We start from the raw sequence: 18,300 nt of genomic DNA on the forward strand, positions 1-18,300 counted from the left end.
CAATGCGAGCGCTTTTCACAAGGGACGAAAGCCACCCGAAAAGGGCCTGAATGGCTCCTCCGCTGCCGGCCTCTTCCGATTTAGGCTGCGGCGGTGCCCCTCAAGGCAACCCGCGAAATACTGACCGCAGCTGCGGTGGCTGCCGCTCCGGCAGATCAAGTGCTGGAGATGCTGGACAGCTCGGCCGGCGGTTTGTCCAGCGCCGAGGCCGCCGCCCGCCTGACGCAGCACGGGCCCAACGCGATTGGCACCCATCACGTCAGTGCCGCGGCGCTGCTGGCTCGCCAACTGAACAATGCGGTGCTGATTCTGTTGGCCATCACCGCGGCGCTCTCGTACTTCCTCGGTGACCACAGCCAGGCGCTCATCATCGGAGTGATCCTGGCGGCCAGCATCGGGCTGGGATTCTTCAACGAATACCGCGCCGAGCAGGCGGCCGCCGCTCTGCATTCGCGCATTCGGCACACCGCGACGGTTCGGCGCGACGGGCAATTCGTCGACGTCGACGTCCGCGACCTAGTCCCCGGAGACGTGATCCGACTCTCTCTGGGACAGGCCGTGCCCGCGGATGTGCGGCTGCTGGAGACCGCGGCGCTGGAGTGCGACGAGGGCATCCTCTCCGGGGAATCCTCCGGCTCGGAAAAGTCCTCCACGCCGGTTCCGGCCGACGCCGCGTTGTCCGATCTGGCCGATCTGGCCTTCATGGGCACGATCGTGAGTGCCGGCGAGGGGCTGGCCGTCGTCTACGCCACCGGCGATCACGCCGAATTCGGGCGCATCGCAGCCGGTTTGGGCGAGCGCCAGCCCGAGACCGCGTTTCAGCTGGGCCTTCGTCACTTCTCCTATCTGCTGCTGCGAGTCGCGATCGCGTTGACCGCCCTGATTCTGGTCACCAACTTGATGTTGCACCGTCCGCTGATCAATTCGGCACTGTTTGCCCTGGCGATCGCGGTCAGCATCACCCCACAGCTGCTCCCCGCGGTGGTCAGCACCAGCCTGGCCACGGGCACGAGGCAACTGGCCAAGGCCAAGGTACTGGTCAAACGTTTGGTGTGCATCGAGGATTTCGGTGACATCGACATCCTCATCACCGACAAAACCGGAACCCTGACCGAGGGACGCATCAGCCTCATCGATGCAGTAGATCCTGCTGGCGCACATCATGATTCGGTGCTGCGGTTGGCGCTGTTGGCCTCCGACGTCGACCTCGCCAACGGTGTTGCCGCGACCAACGCGCTGGACGCCGCGCTGTGGGCCCACCCGCGCGCGCGGGACGTTGTCGGCGATGACATCGAGCGGGTGGCGCTGCTGCCTTTCGACCACACCCGCCGGGCGACTTCGGCGTTGGTCGACGATCACGGCAATCGTGTCCTGGTGGTCAAGGGCGCACCCGAGCAGATGCTGGCGCGTTGCCTGAGCGCACCACCGGAAGCTCAACAGACCCTGGCCGCGTTGTTCGCGGCCGGGCGCCGTGTTGTCGCCGTGGCGGTCAAGCCGGTGGCCGAGTTGACCACCATCACGGCCGCCGACGAATCCGACCTGATGCTGGTCGGGTTCTGCGTCTTCGCCGACGAACCCAAAGCCGCGGCCCGACAATCGCTCGCCCGGCTCGCCGAGTTGGGCATCGAAGTCAAGATCGCTACCGGCGATAACCCCCAGGTCGCCGAGAAGGTATGTGCCGATTTAGGTTTGGCCTCCAAGGGGACCATCACCGGCGTGCAGATGGAACGGATGAGCGACGACGAGCTCGGGCGTGACGCGCAGGACTACACCATCTTCGCCCGCATCTCGCCCGAACAGAAGGCGCGACTCATCATCGCGGCGCGACGAACCGGACGCTCGGTGGGGTTCCTCGGTGACGGCGTCAACGACGCGCTGGCGTTGCACGCCGCCGACGTGGGAATCTCGGTCGACACCGCAACCGACGTGGCCAAGGACGCGGCCGACGTGGTGCTGCTGGAGAAGGATCTGGGGGTGCTGGCCACCGGAGTGGCTACGGGCAGAAAGATTTTCGCCAACACCATCAAGTACGTTTTCATGGGTACCTCGAGCAACTTCGGCAACACCTTCAGCGCCGCGGCGGCTTCGGCGTTTCTGCCATTTCTGCCGATGTTGGCCAGCCAGATCTTGCTCGGCAACCTGCTTTATGACGCGTCGCAACTGGCCATCCCCACCGACCGCGTCGATGAGGAGCAGTGCGATGCGCCGTCACACTGGAACGTCGCCTTCATCCGCCGGTTCATGCTCACGTTCGGCCCCATTAACTCGCTGTTCGACTTCTTGACCTTCGGCTTCATGCTCGGCGTCCTGCACGCTGGTGAGGTGGCGTTTCACACCGGCTGGTTCCTGGAAAACCTGCTCACCCAAACGTTTATCGTCTTCGCTATCCGTACCCGCAGGGTGCCGTTCCTGCGCAGCAGGCCGGGCACCTTGCTGACGGCGACGTTGGTGTCGGTGGACGTGATCGGGTTCGTGCTCACCATCACACCGCTGGGCCGCAAACTGGGCTTCGTCCCGCTGCCCTGGCCGTTCTACGCCGCACTGGCCGCGTTCATCGTCACCTACCTGTGCATGGTCGAGGCTGCCAAGAAGGTGTTCTACAGCGAGCCGATGCGGGTATTCGGCCAGCCTTACCGCACTCGCGGACTGAGCCACCGGATCGCGCGCCGGGCCGCTCGCTTCGTCCACTCCGGCGCGCGTCCCCAGCGGGCGAGAACGTGATCACGCGAGCGTTGCGGGCCGCGGTCGCCACCACCCAGATAGCGGCGGGAACTGCCCTGCTGGGAGGCAACGCCGCGGTGAGCGTCGGCAAGTCACTATTCCATGCCGCGCCCGATGTGTCGGCGCTGACGCACGCTGCGGTCGGCGTGACGATAGAGGCGATGGGTGGGCAACCGGCAAGGCGGTTCAGCAGTAACGGTGCGCGGCACTGGATCGAGGTGCGGGGCCTCGACGGTGCGCACGCCGCGGCGGTCGCGTCCGAAGTACTGGCCACCGTCCGCGCGACTTCTGGTGTGCGACATGCCTTCCTGAACTTCGCCCTGGCGCGGGTGGTGGTGACCGTGGCCGATGACGGACCGTCGGCGACCGAGCTGTGTCGCGTGGTCGCCGCTGCCGAACGACGCGACACCGCACGCGCCCCACGACGGCGTCCGATGAGCCTGCCCGGCGACGATGCGCTGCTGATGGGCCGGATGATCGCGGCCACGGCCGCCTCTGTGGGCCTTGGACTCTCACTGACCGGCAGCCTGCTGCGGCTGCCCCGACTGCCCGACCTGGTGGCCGTGCCGCCGACGGTGGCCGACCACCTGCCGCGGTTGCGCCGGGAGGTGGAGCGACGCCTCGGGTCCGACGGCACCGATCTGTTGTTCGGCGTCGTCAACGCCACCGCCGCGGCGCTCACGCTGTCGCCGACGGCGGCGGCCGCCGAGGCCGCCACCCGCGCCATGCTGGCGACCGAGGCGTTCAACGGCCGGCTGGCCTGGTTCCGGCACGAACCGGGGCTGGCCGGCGAGCCGGTGCCCGGCGACTCGGCCCCGGCATCCGTCGGCGGTAACCCGGCGCTGCCGGACGGGCCCGCCGAACGCTACGCCAACCGCATCGGCGTCGCCGGCATCGGCGCGGCCGCGGCGGTCGGCCTGCTGACCCGCAATCCGGACGCGGCGGGCGCCGCCGCGCTGGCCGCCGTCCCCAAACCGTTGCGGACCGTCCGGGAAGCGTTCGGCTGCACCATGAATCGTGTCCTGTCCACCCGCCACGACACGCTGGTGCTGCGCCCCCGCGCGTTGCGCACGCTCGACCGGATCGACGCGATCATGATCGACCCGCGAGCGCTGTACACCGACGAATTGACCGTCAGTCGTGTTCTGGGAGTGGCTAATTCGGCACGGGCGCACGCCTGGGAAGCGGTGCGGACCGCGCTGGACAACGACGGCCTGGGGCCGGGATGGCACCAGCTGACCGGGATTCCCGGGGCCGGCAGCGTTGGGGAGGCGCTCATCAGCCCGGTCCGCGATCCGTTCGCGGCGGCGGTGCTCACCGAAGCGCGACGGGCACAGCCGCGCGTCTATTCCCTCGATGACGACGGATTACGTTCGCTGGCACAGGGTTTCGACCAACTATACCCCTCGGACGGGTCGACCGACCACGCGGTGGCGGCGGCCATCGCCGAACTGAAGGCCGCCGGCCACACCGTGGCGCTGCTGACCACGTCGGACATGCGCGCCGCGCACCGGTCCGACGTGACGATCGGCCTGCGGCGGCCCGGACATTCCCCACCCTGGACCGCCGACGTGATCACGAAAGACCTGACCGGCGCGTGGCGGGTGCTGCATGCGCTGCCCGCCGCGCGCGCCGCCACCGACGGCGCCGTTCGATTGTCGGCGTCGGCATCGGCGGTCGGCGCGTTGATGCTGATTCCCGGTGTGCCCGGCCGCAGTTCGGCGTCGGTCAACGTCGGCATGGTCGCCAGCCTGTGGTTCGGGTACCGGGCGGCCATCAAGACGCTGCGGGATCCGTTGCCGGAGCCCGAAACCAGTCACGACTGGCACGCGTTGCCGGTGGCCGAGGTGCAGCGGCTGCTGCCCCGCCCGACCGAAGAGGAGCGCGCCGCGGAGGCGACCGCGGCATGGCGGCAGGTGCCGCCGCTTCGCGCGCTACACGACGCGGCCGTGGCGTCGGGGGGGACGGTCCGCGATTTCGCCGACGAGATGCGCGACGACCTGGCGGACCCCATCACCCCGCTGCTGGCCACCGGCGCGGTGGCCAGCGCGCTGCTCGGCTCCCCGCTGGACGCGGTCCTGGTCGGCAGCGTGCTGTTGGTCAACGCCGCCCTGTCGGCCGAGCAGCAGTTGCACGCCGAGAGCACACTGAATCGCCTACTGGCGGTGCAGGATCCGCCGGCGAGGCGGCGGGTGGGTCCGCTGGACGCGCATCGTCGCGAGAAGGTGCCGACCACGCGGCTGCGGCTGGGCGACATCATCGAGGTCCACGCCGGCGAGGTGGTGCCCGCGGACGCCCGGCTGCTGCACGCCTCGAACGTGGAGGTCGACGAATCGACCCTGACCGGCGAGTCGTTGCCGGTGGCCAAACAGACCGAGCCCACGCCGGGCGCCCCGCTGGGCGAGCGAGCCTGCATGCTCTATGCCGGCACCACGGTGGTCGCGGGCACGGCGGTGGCCGTGGTGACCGCCGTGGGGTCGCGATCGGAGATGCGCCGGGCGCTGGCGATGGCGCCGAGGAAGCTGCAGGAGATCGGGCTGCAGCGGCAGCTGCGGCATATCACCCGTCGGGCCTTGCCGTTCAGCGTGGCCAGCGGAAGCCTGGTGGGATTGCTCAGCGTGGCGCGGGGCACCGGGTTGCGCGAGGCGGTGTCCAGTGCGGTCACGCTGATCGTCGCCGCCATCCCGGAAGGCTTGCCGCTGGTGGCGACGCTGGCCCAGTTGGCCGCCGCGCGCCGGCTCACCGGTGAATCGGTGCTGATCCGCAATCCCCACTCGGTGGAGGCGCTGGCCCGGCTGAATGTGGTGTGCTTCGACAAGACCGGGACCCTGAGTGAAAACCGGCTGAAGGTCAAGGCGGTGCGCCCGATGTCGGGCTACACCCGCGGCGCGGTGCTCGACGCGGCGCTGAGCACCAGTTACGCGCGGCACAGCCACCGGGTCGACCACGCCACCGACGATGCGATACACCGGGCCGCCGCGGATCCCGTTATTCGCGGCGACGGCGCCAAGCCGCACCGCCTGACGCGGGACGCGTTCCTGCCGTTCCAGTCCGGCCGTCCGTTCGCGGCCGCGCTGGTCGGCACCCGGTTGACCATCAAGGGTTCACCCGAGGTGCTGTCGTCGGCGTTGCTGCACGACGACCACCCGTTGACCCAGCAGATCGACACGATGGCGGCCAACGGGCTACGGGTGCTGGCGGTGGCCGAGCGGCAACTCACCGCGAGCGAGGCCGCGGCCGCGGCTGCCGATCCCGACCGCCTGGAGGCCCTGTGCGCCTCCGGGCTCACCCCGATCGGCCTGCTCGGGCTCGCCGACACCCCGCGGGCCGCGGCCCCCGCGCTGCTGGCGGAACTCGCCGCGCGCGGCATCGGCGTGCGGTTGATCACCGGCGATCACCCGGCGACCGCGGCGGTGATCGCCCAGGAGCTGGGGATCGACGTCACCGCCGACCGGGTGATCACCGGCAGCGACTGGGAGGCGCTGTCCGCCGACGGACGTGCCGCGGCGGCGGCGTCGCGGGTGGTCTTCGCGCGGATGACGCCGGAACACAAGATCGACGTGGTGCAGACCCTCGAGCGGGCCGGGCTGGTGACGGCCATGGTCGGCGACGGCGTCAACGACGCTGCCGCGATCCGGGCGGCCAGCGTGGGCATCGGGGTGGCGGCGCGCGGCAGTGATGCGGCCCGCACGGCGGCCGACGTGGTGCTGCTCGACGAACGGATCGAGGCGTTGCTGGACGCGCTCGACGAGGGCGAGCAGCTGTGGCGGCGGGTCCAATCGGCGGTGTCGGTGCTGTTGGGCGGCAACCTCGGGGAGGTGTGCTTCGCCCTGTTGACCACCATCCTGACCGGACGTTCGGTGCTCAATGCCCGCCAGATGCTGTTGGTCAACATGCTGACCGACGCGCTGCCCGCCGCCGCGCTGGCCGTCAGCCCGCAGATGGGCACCGACGAGGTTGATCGCGACGAGGCGGCGATGTGGCGGGCGATCGGAATCCGCGGCGCAGCGACCACCATCGGCGCCACGGCGGGCTGGGCGATGGCCCGCATGACCGGGCCGCCGCGCCGCGCGGCGACGGTCGCGCTGATCGCCTTGGTCGGCGCGCAACTCACCCAGACACTGGTCGACTCCCGCGCCCCCCTGGTGGTACTGACGTCGGTCGGCTCGCTGGGCGCGCTGGTCGTGGTGGTCAGCACCCCGGGACTCAGCCAGGTGTTCGGCTGCACGCCGGTGGACCCGCTCGCCTGGGCTCAGGGATTGCTGGCCGCGGCGGCGGCCGGCGGCCTGTCGGCGGCCGCACCCGATCTGCTGCTGCGCGCGTCGCAAAGCGTGCAGCGGCGATGGCTCGGCGACGGGCCGGCGACCGATCGCGAAAGGGCACAAGGTCACGCCCGTTCGGTGCGGCCGACCCTGCCGGGTTCGGCAAGCGCCGACCACGATTGAGGCGTGCAGATGGAAAATCGGTTACAGCTCAAGCCTTATCGGTCCGTTTCGGAGCACATCGACGGGGCATGGTGGCCGCGGACGACAAACCTGGTCGGCGAATTGCCGGAACTGCTGACGTCGGTGTCCGAGCGGCTCGGACCGGTCGTGATGGTGGGCTACCGCCGTAACGGCTGGGAAGCGACGCCGGCCTCGGCCGAACTCGGTGGCCGCACGATCGAACTGCTGGGGTTCACCAGCGACGAGCCGGCCAGCGTGATCCTGATCGGTGCGGACGGCCATCACCTCACGCTGCACGTGATCCGGCCGGACGCGGGCGAGGAGATCGCACGAAAGGCCTTGGAGCAGGCGGCAATACCCGCTGACACCCAGGGCGCGCCGAACCGCCGCGCGACGGTGGCGCGGTCCGTCTCCGACGTTGCCGACAAGCTGGCCAAGTACGAGGGGCGCGACGACGAGCGGCGGACTGCTGAAATCAGACGCTGGTGTGAGGAAACCGCGCAGCAATTCGTCGAGGCGCCGGTCCAGACCTTCGTTCCCATCCTGGTCGAACACATCGTCCACAATCGCATGATCGAATCCCGGCCACACGATCATCGGCGGCCATCACTGAGCACATGAGCCGGACATCACGGCGGTGATCGCCTCGATGTCGGCGGGGCCGGGCAAGCCCCAGTCGGGCTGGTAGCCCAACAACTCGTCGACTTGCACCGTCTTCATGTCGACGTCGAGAAGTTCGATGGCCGCCGGCGGCACCAGCGCCGGATGGACGTAGCCGCAGGTGCGGGCCAGCTGGAGCAGCTCGAAGCGCAGGGTGGCCAGATAGTTGGCGCAGCGCACCGCCTTCAGGTCGGGGGCGAGGCCGTGCTGCAGCCACGGCGACTGGGTGGCGACGCCGGACGGGCAGCGGCCGGTGTGGCAGCGCTGGGCCTGGATGCAGCCGATGGCGAACATGGCGGTCCGGCCGACGTTGATCATGTCGCAGCCGGCGACCAGCGCCTGCAGGGCGTTCTCCGGGATGCCCAGCTTGCCCGACCCAATGAACACCACGTCGTGGTGCAGCCCGTGCTCGGCGAAGGCGCGGTAGACCCGGGGCAGGGCCCACTTGAAGGGCAGCGCGACATGGTCACTGAAGACCAGCGGGGCCGCGCCGGTGCCGCCCTCGCCGCCGTCGACGGTCACGAAGTCGACGCCCGTGCCGGTGCGGGCCATCCGCGCGGCCAGGTCACACCAGAACCGCCCCTCCCCGACCGCCGACTTGATGCCGACCGGCAGGCCCGTCTCGGCCGCGATGGACTCCACCAGTTCCAGCAGCCCGTCGACGTCGCGGAACGCGGAGTGCCCAGCGGGGCTCTTGCAGTCCACGCCGGGCGGCACGCCGCGGATGGCGGCGATTTCGGGGGTGACCTTGGCGCCCGGCAGCACGCCGCCCAGGCCGGGCTTGGCGCCCTGGCTGAGCTTGATCTCGATGGCGCGAATGGTCGGCGTGGCCGCCACCCGGTCGACCAGCCGGGGCAGGCTGAAGCGGCCGTCGTCCTCGCGGCAACCGAAGTAGCCGGTGCCGATCTGCCAGACCAGGTCGCCGCCACTGTGGTGATACGGCGACACCCCGCCCTCGCCGGTGGTGTGCAGGGCGCCGGCCATCCTGGCGCCCATGTTCAGCGCGGTGATGGCCGCGCCGCCGAGGGCGCCGAAGCTCATCCCGGAGATGTTGACCATCGACGACGGTCGGAAGGCCTTCGCACGGCCCCGCGCGCCGCCGAGCACCTTCGCGGCCGGCAGCGGCACGGCCGGGTCGGGATGCTCGGGTTCGCCGGCCGGCGCCGGCACGGGGAACGCCGCGTGCTTGATGATCGGATAGTTGCGCACCCGCTCAAGGTCGTTGTCGGTGCCGAAGCCGAAGTACCGGTTGGCCAGCTTCGACGACGTGTACACCCAGCGCCGCTGGTCGCGGCTGAACGGCCGCTCCGCGTCGTTGTCGGTGACGATGTACTGGCGCAGCTCCGGGCCGACGGCTTCCAGCAGGAACCGCAGGTGCCCGATGATCGGGTAGTTGCGCAAGATGGTGTGGCGGCGCTGCAGCAGGTCCCAACCCGTCAGCCCGGCCAGGCTCCCGCCGACCCACGCGGCGACCGCGCGCGGCTTCAACTACCGAGATTCTGCGTGCAGGTGTCACTCACGCCACCATGCTGACCGGAATTCAGCGCCGCCAGCTAGTGACCTGAGTCCTCAATCTGCGTCCATCCGGCCCTAGCCGACGTCTCGGGTCAGGCCGGCGCGCCGGCTGACGAATTCGCGGTGGGCACCGGTCACCGGATCGTCGAACTCGATGCGGTGCGCCAACAGTTGCAGCGGCGTGCTGAAGTCGTCGGCCGCGACATCAATGATGTTGGGGTACAACGGGTCACCCTCGATCGGTATGCCCAGCGAGGACATGTGCAGGCGCAACTGGTGGGTGCGTCCGGTGCGCGGCGTGAGCTGGTACAGACCGTCCGGCGCCAGGAGTTCGACCAGGGTTTCGGCGTTGGGCGGACCCGGTTCGCAGACGGCCTGTAAGTGACCGCGGCGCTTGATGATTCGGCTCTGCACCGCCCGAGGCAACTCCAGCGCCGGGTCGACGGCGGCCCGGGCCAGATAGGTCTTGCGCACCAATCCGCGGGCGAACAGGGTCTGGTAGGCGCCGCGCACCTCGCGCCGCGCGGTGAACAGCAGCACCCCGGCGGTCAGCCGGTCGAGCCGATGCGCCGGGCTCAGCTCCGGGATTCCCAATTCCCGCCGCAGCCGCACCAGCGCGGTCTGCGCGACGTGACGCCCGCGCGGCATGGTGGCCAAAAAGTGCGGTTTGTCGACGACCACGATGTCGGCGTCGCGATGCAGCACCGGAATGTCGAACGGGACCGGCACCTCGTCCGGCAGCTCGCGATAGAGATAGACGCTCGCGCCGGCGGGAAGCACTGTGCCGGCGTCGATTACCGCGCCGTCGGCGCCGACGACCTCTCCGGCCAGCACCTTGGCGCGGGCCTGCGCGCCGAACCGGGCGGTGAGTTCGGCCAGCACCGGCCCGCCCCGCAGCCGCACCCGTGCGGGCCCCAAGCCATCGCGAACCGGAAGCGGCGCGGGCCTCAACTGAGCGGCACCGGCTCGAGGATCTCGGCGCGCGCCTCCGGGGCGCTCGCCCGCAACTCGTCGGCCGACACGTCGTCGGGCTGGGCCTGCGACAGGATCTCGGCCTCCACCCGCGCGCAGTAGTTCGCCACCTCCCGCTCGACGTCCTGCGTCGTCCAGCCGAGCACGGGGGCGACCACGTCGGCAACCTCGCGGGCGCAGTCGACGCCGCGGTGCGAATACTCGATGGAGACGCGCATCCGGCGGGCCAGGATGTCTTCCAGGTGCAGCGCCCCCTCGGCGGTGACGGCGTAGAGGGCCTCCACCTTGAGGTAGCCCGGCGCCTCCTTGATCGGGCTGAGCAGGTCGGCGTTACCGGCCGCCAGGCCCAGCACGTCGCCGATCAGCGAGCCGTAGCGGTCCAGCAGGTGCCGCACCCGGTACGGATGCAAACCCTGAAGCGCCGCAACGTGTTCCGCCTGATTGACCAGCGCGAAGTAGCCGTCGGCGCCCAGCAGGCTGACCTTCTCGGTGATCGACGGTGCCACCCGCGCCGGAATGAATTGGGCCGCAGCGTCGATCGCGTCGGCGGCCATCACCCGATAGGTGGTGTACTTGCCGCCGGCGATGGCCACCAGGCCCGGCGCGGGCACCGCCACGGCATGCTCGCGGGACAGCTTGGAGGTTTCCTCGCTCTCCCCGGCCAGCAGCGGCCGCAGCCCCGCGTACACCCCGTCGATGTCGGCATGCGTCAGCGGGATGGCCAGCACCGTGTTGACCGTCTGCAGGATGTAGTCGATGTCGGCCTTGGTGGCCGCCGGGTGGGCCAGGTCCAGATTCCAGTCGGTGTCGGTGGTGCCGATGATCCAGTGGGTGCCCCACGGGATGACGAACATCACCGACTTCGCGGTGCGCAGGATGAGGGCGACGTCGCTGACAATGCGGTCGCGCGGCACCACCACGTGCACGCCCTTGGACGCGCGCACCTGAAATCGCCCGCGCTGCTTCGACAACGCCTGGATCTCGTCGGTCCACACCCCGGTCGCATTGACGACGACGTGGCCGCGCACTTCGGTGACGGCGCCGTTCTCGGAGTCGCGGACCCGCACGCCGGTCACCCGGTCGCCCTCGCGCAGCATCGCCACCACCTGGGTGGAGGTCCGCACCACCGCGCCGTAGTGGGCCGCGGTGCGGGCGACGGTCATGGTGTGCCGGGCGTCGTCGACGACGGTGTCGTAGTAACGGATACCGCCGATCAACGCGCTGCGCTTGAGGCCCGGGCTCAGCCGCAACGCGCCGGCGCGGGTCAGATGCTTCTGCGCCGGAACCGATTTCGCGCCGCCCATCCGGTCGTAAAGGAAGATGCCCGCGGCGACGTAGGGACGCTCCCACACCCGATTGGTCAGCGGAAACAAGAACGGCATCGGCTTGACCAGATGGGGCGCCAGCGTGGTCAGCGACAGCTCCCGCTCGTAGAGCGCCTCGCGCACCAGCCCGAATTCCAGCTGCTCGAGATAGCGCAACCCGCCGTGGAACATCTTCGACGAGCGGCTCGACGTGCCCGACGCGAAATCGCGCGCCTCCACCAGGGCCACCTTGAGCCCCCGGGTGGCGGCGTCCAGCGCGCACCCGGAACCCACCACGCCGCCGCCGATGACGACGACGTCGAACTGCTCGGCACCGAGTCGCTCCCACGCCAACCCGCGCTGCTGAGGTCCCAATGTGGAAGCCGCCCAGGTCTGTGCGCTTTGGGGCGCCTGGATGGGGTTGCTCACGGCAGAGGACTCCTCACCGGGAAACTCCTGTCGGTTACTCGCCAGTAGGACGGTGTCGAACCAAGGCTAGTCCAGATCGTCGTGGGCCATCAGCCGACGAGCGGCCTCGGTGATCGACCCGGACAGCGACGGGTAAACGGCGAGGGTCTGCGCCAGCTCGTTGACGGTGATCCGGTTCTGCACGGCCACGGCGATCGGCAGGATCAGCTCGGAGGCGATCGGGGCCACCACCACGCCGCCGATCACCACGCCGGTGGACTTCCGGCAGAACACCTTCACGAAACCCTGCCGCAGCCCCGACATCTTCGCCCGCGCGTTGGTGCGCAACGGCAGCACGATCGTGCGGGCCGACACCGAACCGTCGTCGATCATGGTCTGCGGAACCCCGACGGCGGCGATCTCGGGCCTGGTGAACACCGTCGCCGCCACCGTGCGCAGCCGGATCGGGCTGACGCCCTCGCCCAGCGCGTGATACATCGCGATCCGGCCCTGCATCGCGGCGACCGAGGCCAACGGCAGCAGGCCGGTGCAGTCACCGGCGGCGTAGATGCCGGCCACCGAGGTGCGCGACACCCGGTCCACGGTCAGGTAGCCGCCGCGGCCCGGCTCGATGCCGACCCGGTCCAGGCCCAGGCCGCCGGTGTTGGGGACCGACCCGATGGTCATCAGGGCGTGGCTGCCCTCGACCGTGCGCCCGTCGGCCAGGGTGACCAGCACGCCGTCGCCGGTGCGGGTGACCGACTGCGCGCGGGCGTTCTTGACCAGCTGGACGCCGCGCTCGGAGAACGCCTCCTCCAGCACCAGGGCGGCGTCGGCGTCCTCGTAGGGCAGCACCCGGTCCCGGCTGGCGACCACGGTCACCGGCACGCCCAATTCGGTGTAGGCGTGCACGAATTCGGCACCGGTGACCCCGGACCCGACCACGATGAGGTGCTCGGGCAGCGCCTCGAGGTTGTAGAGCTGTCGCCAGGTCAGGATCCGCTCGCCGTCGGGCGGGGCCGACGGCAGCACCCGGGGGCTGGCGCCGGTGGCGATCAGCACGACGTCGGCCTCGTACTCGCCGGTCGTGCCGTCGGCGGCGGTGGCCTTGATGCGGTGACACGCCAGCCCGGGAGTGGGGTCGATCAGCTCGCCGCGGCCGGCCACCACGTGCACGCCCACGCCGAGCAGCTGTTCGGTGATGTCGGCGGACTGCTCGGTGGCGAGCTGCTTGACCCGGGCGTGGATCTGCGGCAGCGAGATCTTGGCGTCGTCGATGTCGATCTCGAAGCCCAGCCGCGGCGCCCGGCGCAGTTCGGTGCGCAGCCAGGTCGAGGCGATGAACGTCTTGGACGGCACGCAGTCAGCGAGCACGGCGGCCCCGCCGATGCCGTCGGAGTCAATGACGGTGACATGGGTGGTGTCGGGGTGCGAGGTGGCGGCCACCAGCGCGGCTTCGTAACCGGCCGGGCCGCCACCGAGGATCACGATGCGGGTCGCCACAGGCCCAACTTAACGAAGCGGCGGGGGCCCTGCGAACGCTCGGGGGAAGACCGGCCAGCATCGGACGTCTAAGCTTTCCCCGTGCCGCTCTACGCCGCGTACGGGTCGAATATGGATCCCGAGCAGATGCAGAAACGCGCGCCCCATTCGCCGATGGCCGGAACCGGCTGGTTGCACGGGTGGCGGTTGACCTTCGGCGGCGAGGACATCGGCTGGGAAGGCGCGCTGGCCACCGTCGTCGAGGACCCGGATTCGAAGGTGTTCGTCGTCCTCTACGACATGACACCGGCGGACGAGAACAACCTGGACCGCTGGGAGGGCTCGGAGTTCGGCGTGCACAAGAAGATCCGCTGCCGGGTGGAGCGCATCTCGTCGGACACCGACACCGACCCGGTCCTGGCGTGGCTGTACGTCCTGGACGCCTGGGAAGGCGGCATGCCGTCCGCGCGGTACCTGGGCGTTATGGCCGACGCCGCCGAAATCGCCGGAGCCCCAATCGAATACGTGCATTGGCTGCGGACCCGCCCGGCCAGCAACATCGGGCCGGGTACCAGCGCCTGACCCCGGGCCTCACCATAATTCATTCGCCTGCCGGCGATCGGGACGGTAAACAGACAGACCGATGATGCGCGAGCCCCGATTCGGGGCCGCCGCCCACGGAAGGAAAATCGGCTGTCCATCCTGTCTATGACGCCGGTCGCCGACGCGCTGGCGCGTACATTCGCCGCCGCGATCAAGCCTGCCCCCAAGGCCGCCGTGCGCTTCCCGGGGATCGCGGGCCGAACCTCCGAGATCGCGATCCCGACCCGCCATGGCCCGATTTCCGCGACCGTCTACCACCCGCCGACGGCGGCCAACCCGCCCGTCTACGTCAACGTGCACGGCGGCGGGTTCGTGGTCGGGCACCCCGAACAAGACGACCCATGGTGCCGTTACCTGGCCGCCCACGCGGGAGTGCTGGTGATCAACCCCGACTATGCCCTGGCACCGCGGCACCGCTTTCCCATCGCGGTACACCAGATTTACGACGTCGTGTGCTGGGCGGCCGGCCCCGGCCGCGACTGGGACGGCACGCGACTCTGCGTCGGCGGCCAAAGCGCCGGCGGCAACCTCAGCGCCGCGGCGGCCCGGCTCGCGCTGGAGAACGGCGGCCCCGGAATCGCGCTGCAGGTGCTGCACTACGCGCCGCTGGACCTGGTCACTCCCACCCGCGATAAGCCGTCCACCCTTGGCCGCCGCGCGATTATGAAGCCGTGGATGGGCGAGGTTTTCGACACCGCCTACATACCCCAGCGGGCGCAGCGGCGCGACCGCCTGGCCTCTCCCGCCTGGGACGGCAACGCCGACGACATCGCCGGCATCGCGGCCGCGCTGGTGATTACGGCCGAGCACGATCGGCTGCGCGACGAAGCCCGCAGCTACGCGCGGAAGCTGGATGCGGTCGGTGCGTTGGCGGAGTACCACGAGGTGGCCGGCGTCGACCACGGCTACAACATCATGAGCCAGGCCGGCGACGTCACCCGGCGCATGTACGCCCATATCGCCGAACACGTCGTCCGCGCCACCAGCGCCTGATCCCGGGCGCCTAGGAAGGCCCGAACACCGCCGACTGCTCGACGATGCCGGTCATCACCCGCACCCCGATCGGCAGCGCCCGCTCGTCGAGGTTGAACGTCGGCTGGTGCAGGTCCAGCTGGGGTCCCACGCCGGGCCACACGCCCAGCCGCGCCATCGCGCCGGGAATCTCCTCCAGGTACCAGGAGAAGTCCTCGCCGCCCCCGGACTGGCGGGTGTCGGCCAGCGCGTCGGGGCCGAGGGATTCGATCGCGTGGGTGAGGATGCGCGTCGAGACGTCCTCGTTTACCACCGGCGGCACGCCGCGCCGGTATTGCAGCGTGTGTTCGATGGCCAGCGGCGCCAGCAGCCCGGTCACCGTCTCGCGGATGATCTCCTCCATCCCCACCCAGGTCTGCCGGCTGGCGGTGCGCACCGTGCCGGCCAGCACGCCGCTCTGCGGGATGGCGTTGGCGGCCACGCCGGCGTTGACCGCGCCCCACACCAGCACGGTGCCGTTGCGCGGGTCGATGCGCCGCGACAACACCCCGGGCAGGCCGGTGATCAGCGTGCCGAGCCCGTACACCAGGTCGGCGGTCAGGTGCGGGCGTGACGTGTGTCCGCCGGGCGAGTACAGCGTGATCTCTATCTGGTCGGCGGCCGAGGTGATGGGGCCGTGCCGTACCGCGATCTTGCCGACTTCCAGCCGGGGGTCGCAGTGCAGGGCGAAGATACGCGATACCCCGGTGATCGCGCCCGCGGCGATGGCGTCGATCGCCCCGCCGGGCATCAACTCCTCGGCGGCCTGGAAGATCAGCCGCACCCCGACCGGTAGCTCCGGAACCGACGCCAGCACCAGCGCGGTGCCCAGCAGGATCGCGGTGTGCGCGTCATGACCGCAGGCGTGCGCCACGTTCGGCATGTTCGAGGCATACGGGGCACCGGTGCGCTCGGCCATCGGCAGGGCGTCTATGTCGGCCCGCAGGGCGATCCTGGGCTCGTGCTCGGGGCCCACGTCGCAGACCAGTCCGGTTCCGCCGGGCAGCACCTTCGGGTTGAGCCCGGCCTCGGCCAGCCGCTCGGCGACGAACTGGGTGGTGGCGTACTCCTGGCGGCCCAATTCGGGATAGCGGTGAATGTGGCGGCGCCATTCCACCAGGTCTTCGTGATGGGTGGCCAGCCAGGAATCGGTGGCGTCGGCCAGGCTCATGATGGCGCCCCGCCGCGTCTGCGCTCCCGCGCGTCCATCACCCGGTCGCGCTGGGCGGGCGTCTGGGCCAGCTGAACCACCGTGCGGGCCAGCATGATCGCGCCCTCGACGACCGCGCGGTCGGCGCTGGGGCCCGCGGCGGCGGCGGCGAAGGCGCGCTGGTGCACCGTGGCGCCGCCGGCGTCGACCCCGACGATCGGATGGATCCCCGGCAGCACGTGCGTCACGTTGCCCATGTCGGTGCTGCCCATGGGCAGCACCGCCTCGACCTCGCGGGCCACCGGCTCGCGGCCTAGCCGGCACATCTCGTCGCGGAAGACGTCGGCGAGCCACTCGTCGGGCCGCAGTTCGTCATACGGGGGCGCGGGGTTGGCGATGTCGTATTCGCAGCCGGTGGCCAGCGCGCCCGCGGCGAAGCAGGCGTACATCCTGCCTTCCAGCTCGCGCAGCGAATCCGATTCGACCGCCCGCATGGCGTACTGCAGCGCGGCGCGCCCGGGGATGACGTTGACCGCCTGTCCGCCGTCGGTGACGATCCCGTGCACCAACTGCCCGGGCGCCAGTTGCTGGCGCAGCAAGCCGATGGCCACCTGCGCCACGGTCACCGCGTCGAGGGCGTTGACGCCGAGGTGCGGCGCGACGGCGGCGTGGGATTCCTTGCCGCGGTAGCTCACGGTCGCCTCGGACAGTGCCAGCGAGCGGGCCGCGGCGATGTCGGCGGGCCCGGGATGCAGCATCACCGCCGCGGCGATGTCGTCGAACACCCCGGCCTTCAGCAACAACGCCTTGCCGCCGCCCATCTCCTCGGCTGGGGTGCCGATCAGCGCCACCCGCAGGCCCAGGTCGTCGGCCACCTCGGCCAGGGCCAGCGCGGTGCCCACCGCCGCCGCCGCGATGATGTTGTGGCCGCAGGCGTGGCCGATCTCGGGCAGCGCGTCGTATTCGGCGCAGATCCCGATGGTCAGCGGCCCGCCGCCGAAGTCGGCCCGAAAGGCGGTGTCCAGACCGCCGGCGGCCGCGGTGATCTCGAAGCCGCGCTCGGCGACCAGTGCCTGTGCCTTGGCGCAGCTGCGGTGCTCGGCGAAGGCCAGCTCGGGCTCGGCATGGATGGCGTGGGACAGCTCGACAAGGTCGGCACCACGTCGCCGCACGACGTCCTCAACGCTGTCGGACGGGCTGTCTAACGGGGTCGTGGGCACTCTCGCAGTATGTCGCAGTATGCCTTCAGGACCCAACGCCGCTGGCTACACCAGCCCGGCGATGAATCCCGCCGCCTGGCCGGGATAGGGCGGCGCGGCGTAGTCGTGGTGCGCATCCCGGTCGCGGCCGCCGACGACGCAGACCGGGTCGCCCTCGCTGCACAGGTCGATGGCGCGACCGCTGAACGCGCCCGTCGACGACAGGGGCGTGTTGAAGCGGTTGCCCGGGTTGCCGAACACCGCGACGGCCTTGATCTTGTTGGCCAGTGCGGGATCCAGCGCGGGTGCCGACCCGAGGTTGCCGATGCGTTGGCCGACCGGCGGCACCCCGGCGAGCATCGACACGGCGGCGGCGCCCTGCGAGAAGCCGCCCAGCACCAGCCGCGTCGACGGGCACTGGTCGACCATCTGCGCGATGTGGTCGCGCGCGTCGTTGGCGCCGTCGGCGGTGGTCAAAAAGTTGTAGCTGGCCGGATAGTTCACCGCGTAGGAGTCGACGCTGCGCGACCCCAGCGCGGGTTGCAGCGCGGCGAACAGCGCGTCGCCGACGACCCCCAGGCCGGGCGGCTCGGCGGTGCCGCGAGCGAAGATGAGTTGTACGTCCGGGCAGTCCGCTCTCGCCGACGGAGCCGGGCCGAATGTGATCGAAACCACCGACAGCACAACGGCGGCGGCTACTCCCATGACCGGGCCAACCCCCGGCCACCTACGAAGATTCATACGGCAGATCCTGACATATACCGGGGACAAGCACCGCAGCGCTAGGTTCGATGGCCCCGCTCCTCACTCGCGCCGCTACCGGCGCTCGC

Annotated in this window: 12 protein-coding genes; 5 read left to right on the forward strand and 7 right to left on the reverse strand. The window is 70.4% G+C overall.

Annotated elements, in window-relative coordinates; translation table 11 throughout:
• The first annotated feature begins 93 nt into the window (after positions 1-93).
• Genes mgtA through G6N50_RS14520 form a run of 3 tightly spaced genes read left to right on the forward strand, consistent with a single transcriptional unit; the run spans position 94 to position 7,787 of the window.
• Positions 94-2,721, forward strand: a complete 2,628-nt coding sequence (gene mgtA / locus G6N50_RS14510) for a magnesium-translocating P-type ATPase (protein WP_232068758.1) — start codon at positions 94-96, stop codon at positions 2,719-2,721.
• Positions 2,718-7,166, forward strand: coding sequence for a cation-translocating P-type ATPase (locus tag G6N50_RS14515; protein WP_142275738.1), 4,449 nt, complete (start codon positions 2,718-2,720; stop codon positions 7,164-7,166). Before mgtA ends, G6N50_RS14515 begins: the two co-directional genes overlap by 4 nt.
• Before the next feature lie 9 nt (positions 7,167-7,175).
• Positions 7,176-7,787, forward strand: a complete 612-nt coding sequence (locus G6N50_RS14520) for a DUF5994 family protein (protein ID WP_232068987.1) — start codon at positions 7,176-7,178, stop codon at positions 7,785-7,787.
• Here G6N50_RS14520 and G6N50_RS14525 read toward each other — a convergent pair.
• The 4 genes from G6N50_RS14525 to G6N50_RS14540 form a co-directional block, all read right to left on the reverse strand.
• Complete coding sequence (locus tag G6N50_RS14525) at positions 7,773-9,314, reverse strand: FMN-binding glutamate synthase family protein (protein ID WP_083098777.1); 1,542 nt, start codon at positions 9,312-9,314, stop codon at positions 7,773-7,775. The genes G6N50_RS14520 and G6N50_RS14525 overlap by 15 nt on opposite strands.
• 102 nt (positions 9,315-9,416) lie before the next feature.
• Positions 9,417-10,292 (reverse strand): RluA family pseudouridine synthase, encoded by an 876-nt coding sequence (locus G6N50_RS14530; protein WP_083098779.1) that lies wholly within the window; start codon positions 10,290-10,292, stop codon positions 9,417-9,419.
• Entirely contained in the window at positions 10,289-12,046 is a 1,758-nt protein-coding gene (locus G6N50_RS14535; RefSeq protein WP_083098780.1) for a glycerol-3-phosphate dehydrogenase/oxidase, read from the reverse strand. Before G6N50_RS14535 ends, G6N50_RS14530 begins: the two co-directional genes overlap by 4 nt.
• 66 nt (positions 12,047-12,112) lie before the next feature.
• A complete protein-coding gene (locus tag G6N50_RS14540) occupies positions 12,113-13,528 on the reverse strand; it encodes an NAD(P)H-quinone dehydrogenase (RefSeq protein ID WP_083098782.1) in 1,416 nt (471 codons plus the stop codon).
• 81 nt (positions 13,529-13,609) lie between these two features.
• Between G6N50_RS14540 and G6N50_RS14545 the strand changes: the two genes are divergently transcribed.
• The gene (locus G6N50_RS14545) at positions 13,610-14,089 is read left to right on the forward strand and encodes a gamma-glutamylcyclotransferase (RefSeq protein ID WP_083098784.1); all 480 of its coding nucleotides are present in this window, start codon (positions 13,610-13,612) and stop codon (positions 14,087-14,089) included.
• 195 nt (positions 14,090-14,284) lie between these two features.
• Positions 14,285-15,103 (forward strand): alpha/beta hydrolase, encoded by an 819-nt coding sequence (locus G6N50_RS14550; RefSeq protein WP_083098845.1) that lies wholly within the window; start codon positions 14,285-14,287, stop codon positions 15,101-15,103.
• 10 nt (positions 15,104-15,113) lie between these two features.
• Here G6N50_RS14550 and G6N50_RS14555 read toward each other — a convergent pair whose 3' ends face one another.
• From G6N50_RS14555 to G6N50_RS14565, 3 genes are read right to left on the reverse strand one after another with little or no spacing between them, the layout of a single operon-like run.
• Positions 15,114-16,292: an amidohydrolase gene (locus G6N50_RS14555; protein WP_083098785.1), complete on the reverse strand. Its 1,179-nt coding sequence runs from the start codon at positions 16,290-16,292 to the stop codon at positions 15,114-15,116.
• On the reverse strand, positions 16,289-17,491 hold the full coding sequence (locus G6N50_RS14560; protein ID WP_083098787.1) for a M20 family metallopeptidase: 1,203 nt from the start codon (positions 17,489-17,491) through the stop codon (positions 16,289-16,291). The genes G6N50_RS14555 and G6N50_RS14560 overlap by 4 nt, the downstream gene beginning before the upstream one ends.
• Before the next feature lie 45 nt (positions 17,492-17,536).
• Positions 17,537-18,151 carry a cutinase family protein gene (locus G6N50_RS14565; RefSeq protein ID WP_179970159.1) on the reverse strand — a complete coding sequence of 205 codons (615 nt, stop codon included), beginning with the start codon at positions 18,149-18,151 and terminating at the stop codon, positions 17,537-17,539.
• Between the last annotated feature and the right edge of the window lie 149 nt (positions 18,152-18,300).

The sequence above is a fragment of the Mycobacterium mantenii genome (assembly GCF_010731775.1).
Lineage (GTDB): Bacteria > Actinomycetota > Actinomycetes > Mycobacteriales > Mycobacteriaceae > Mycobacterium > Mycobacterium mantenii.

What these genes read in the sequence shown, in the direction of transcription:
- G6N50_RS14520 (WP_232068987.1), top strand. Translation starts at nt 7,176, where the DNA reads ATGGAAAATCGGTTACAGCTCAAGCCTTATCGGTCCGTTTCGGAGCAC.
- G6N50_RS14555 (WP_083098785.1), bottom strand. Translation starts at nt 16,292, where the DNA reads ATGAGCCTGGCCGACGCCACCGATTCCTGGCTGGCCACCCATCACGAA.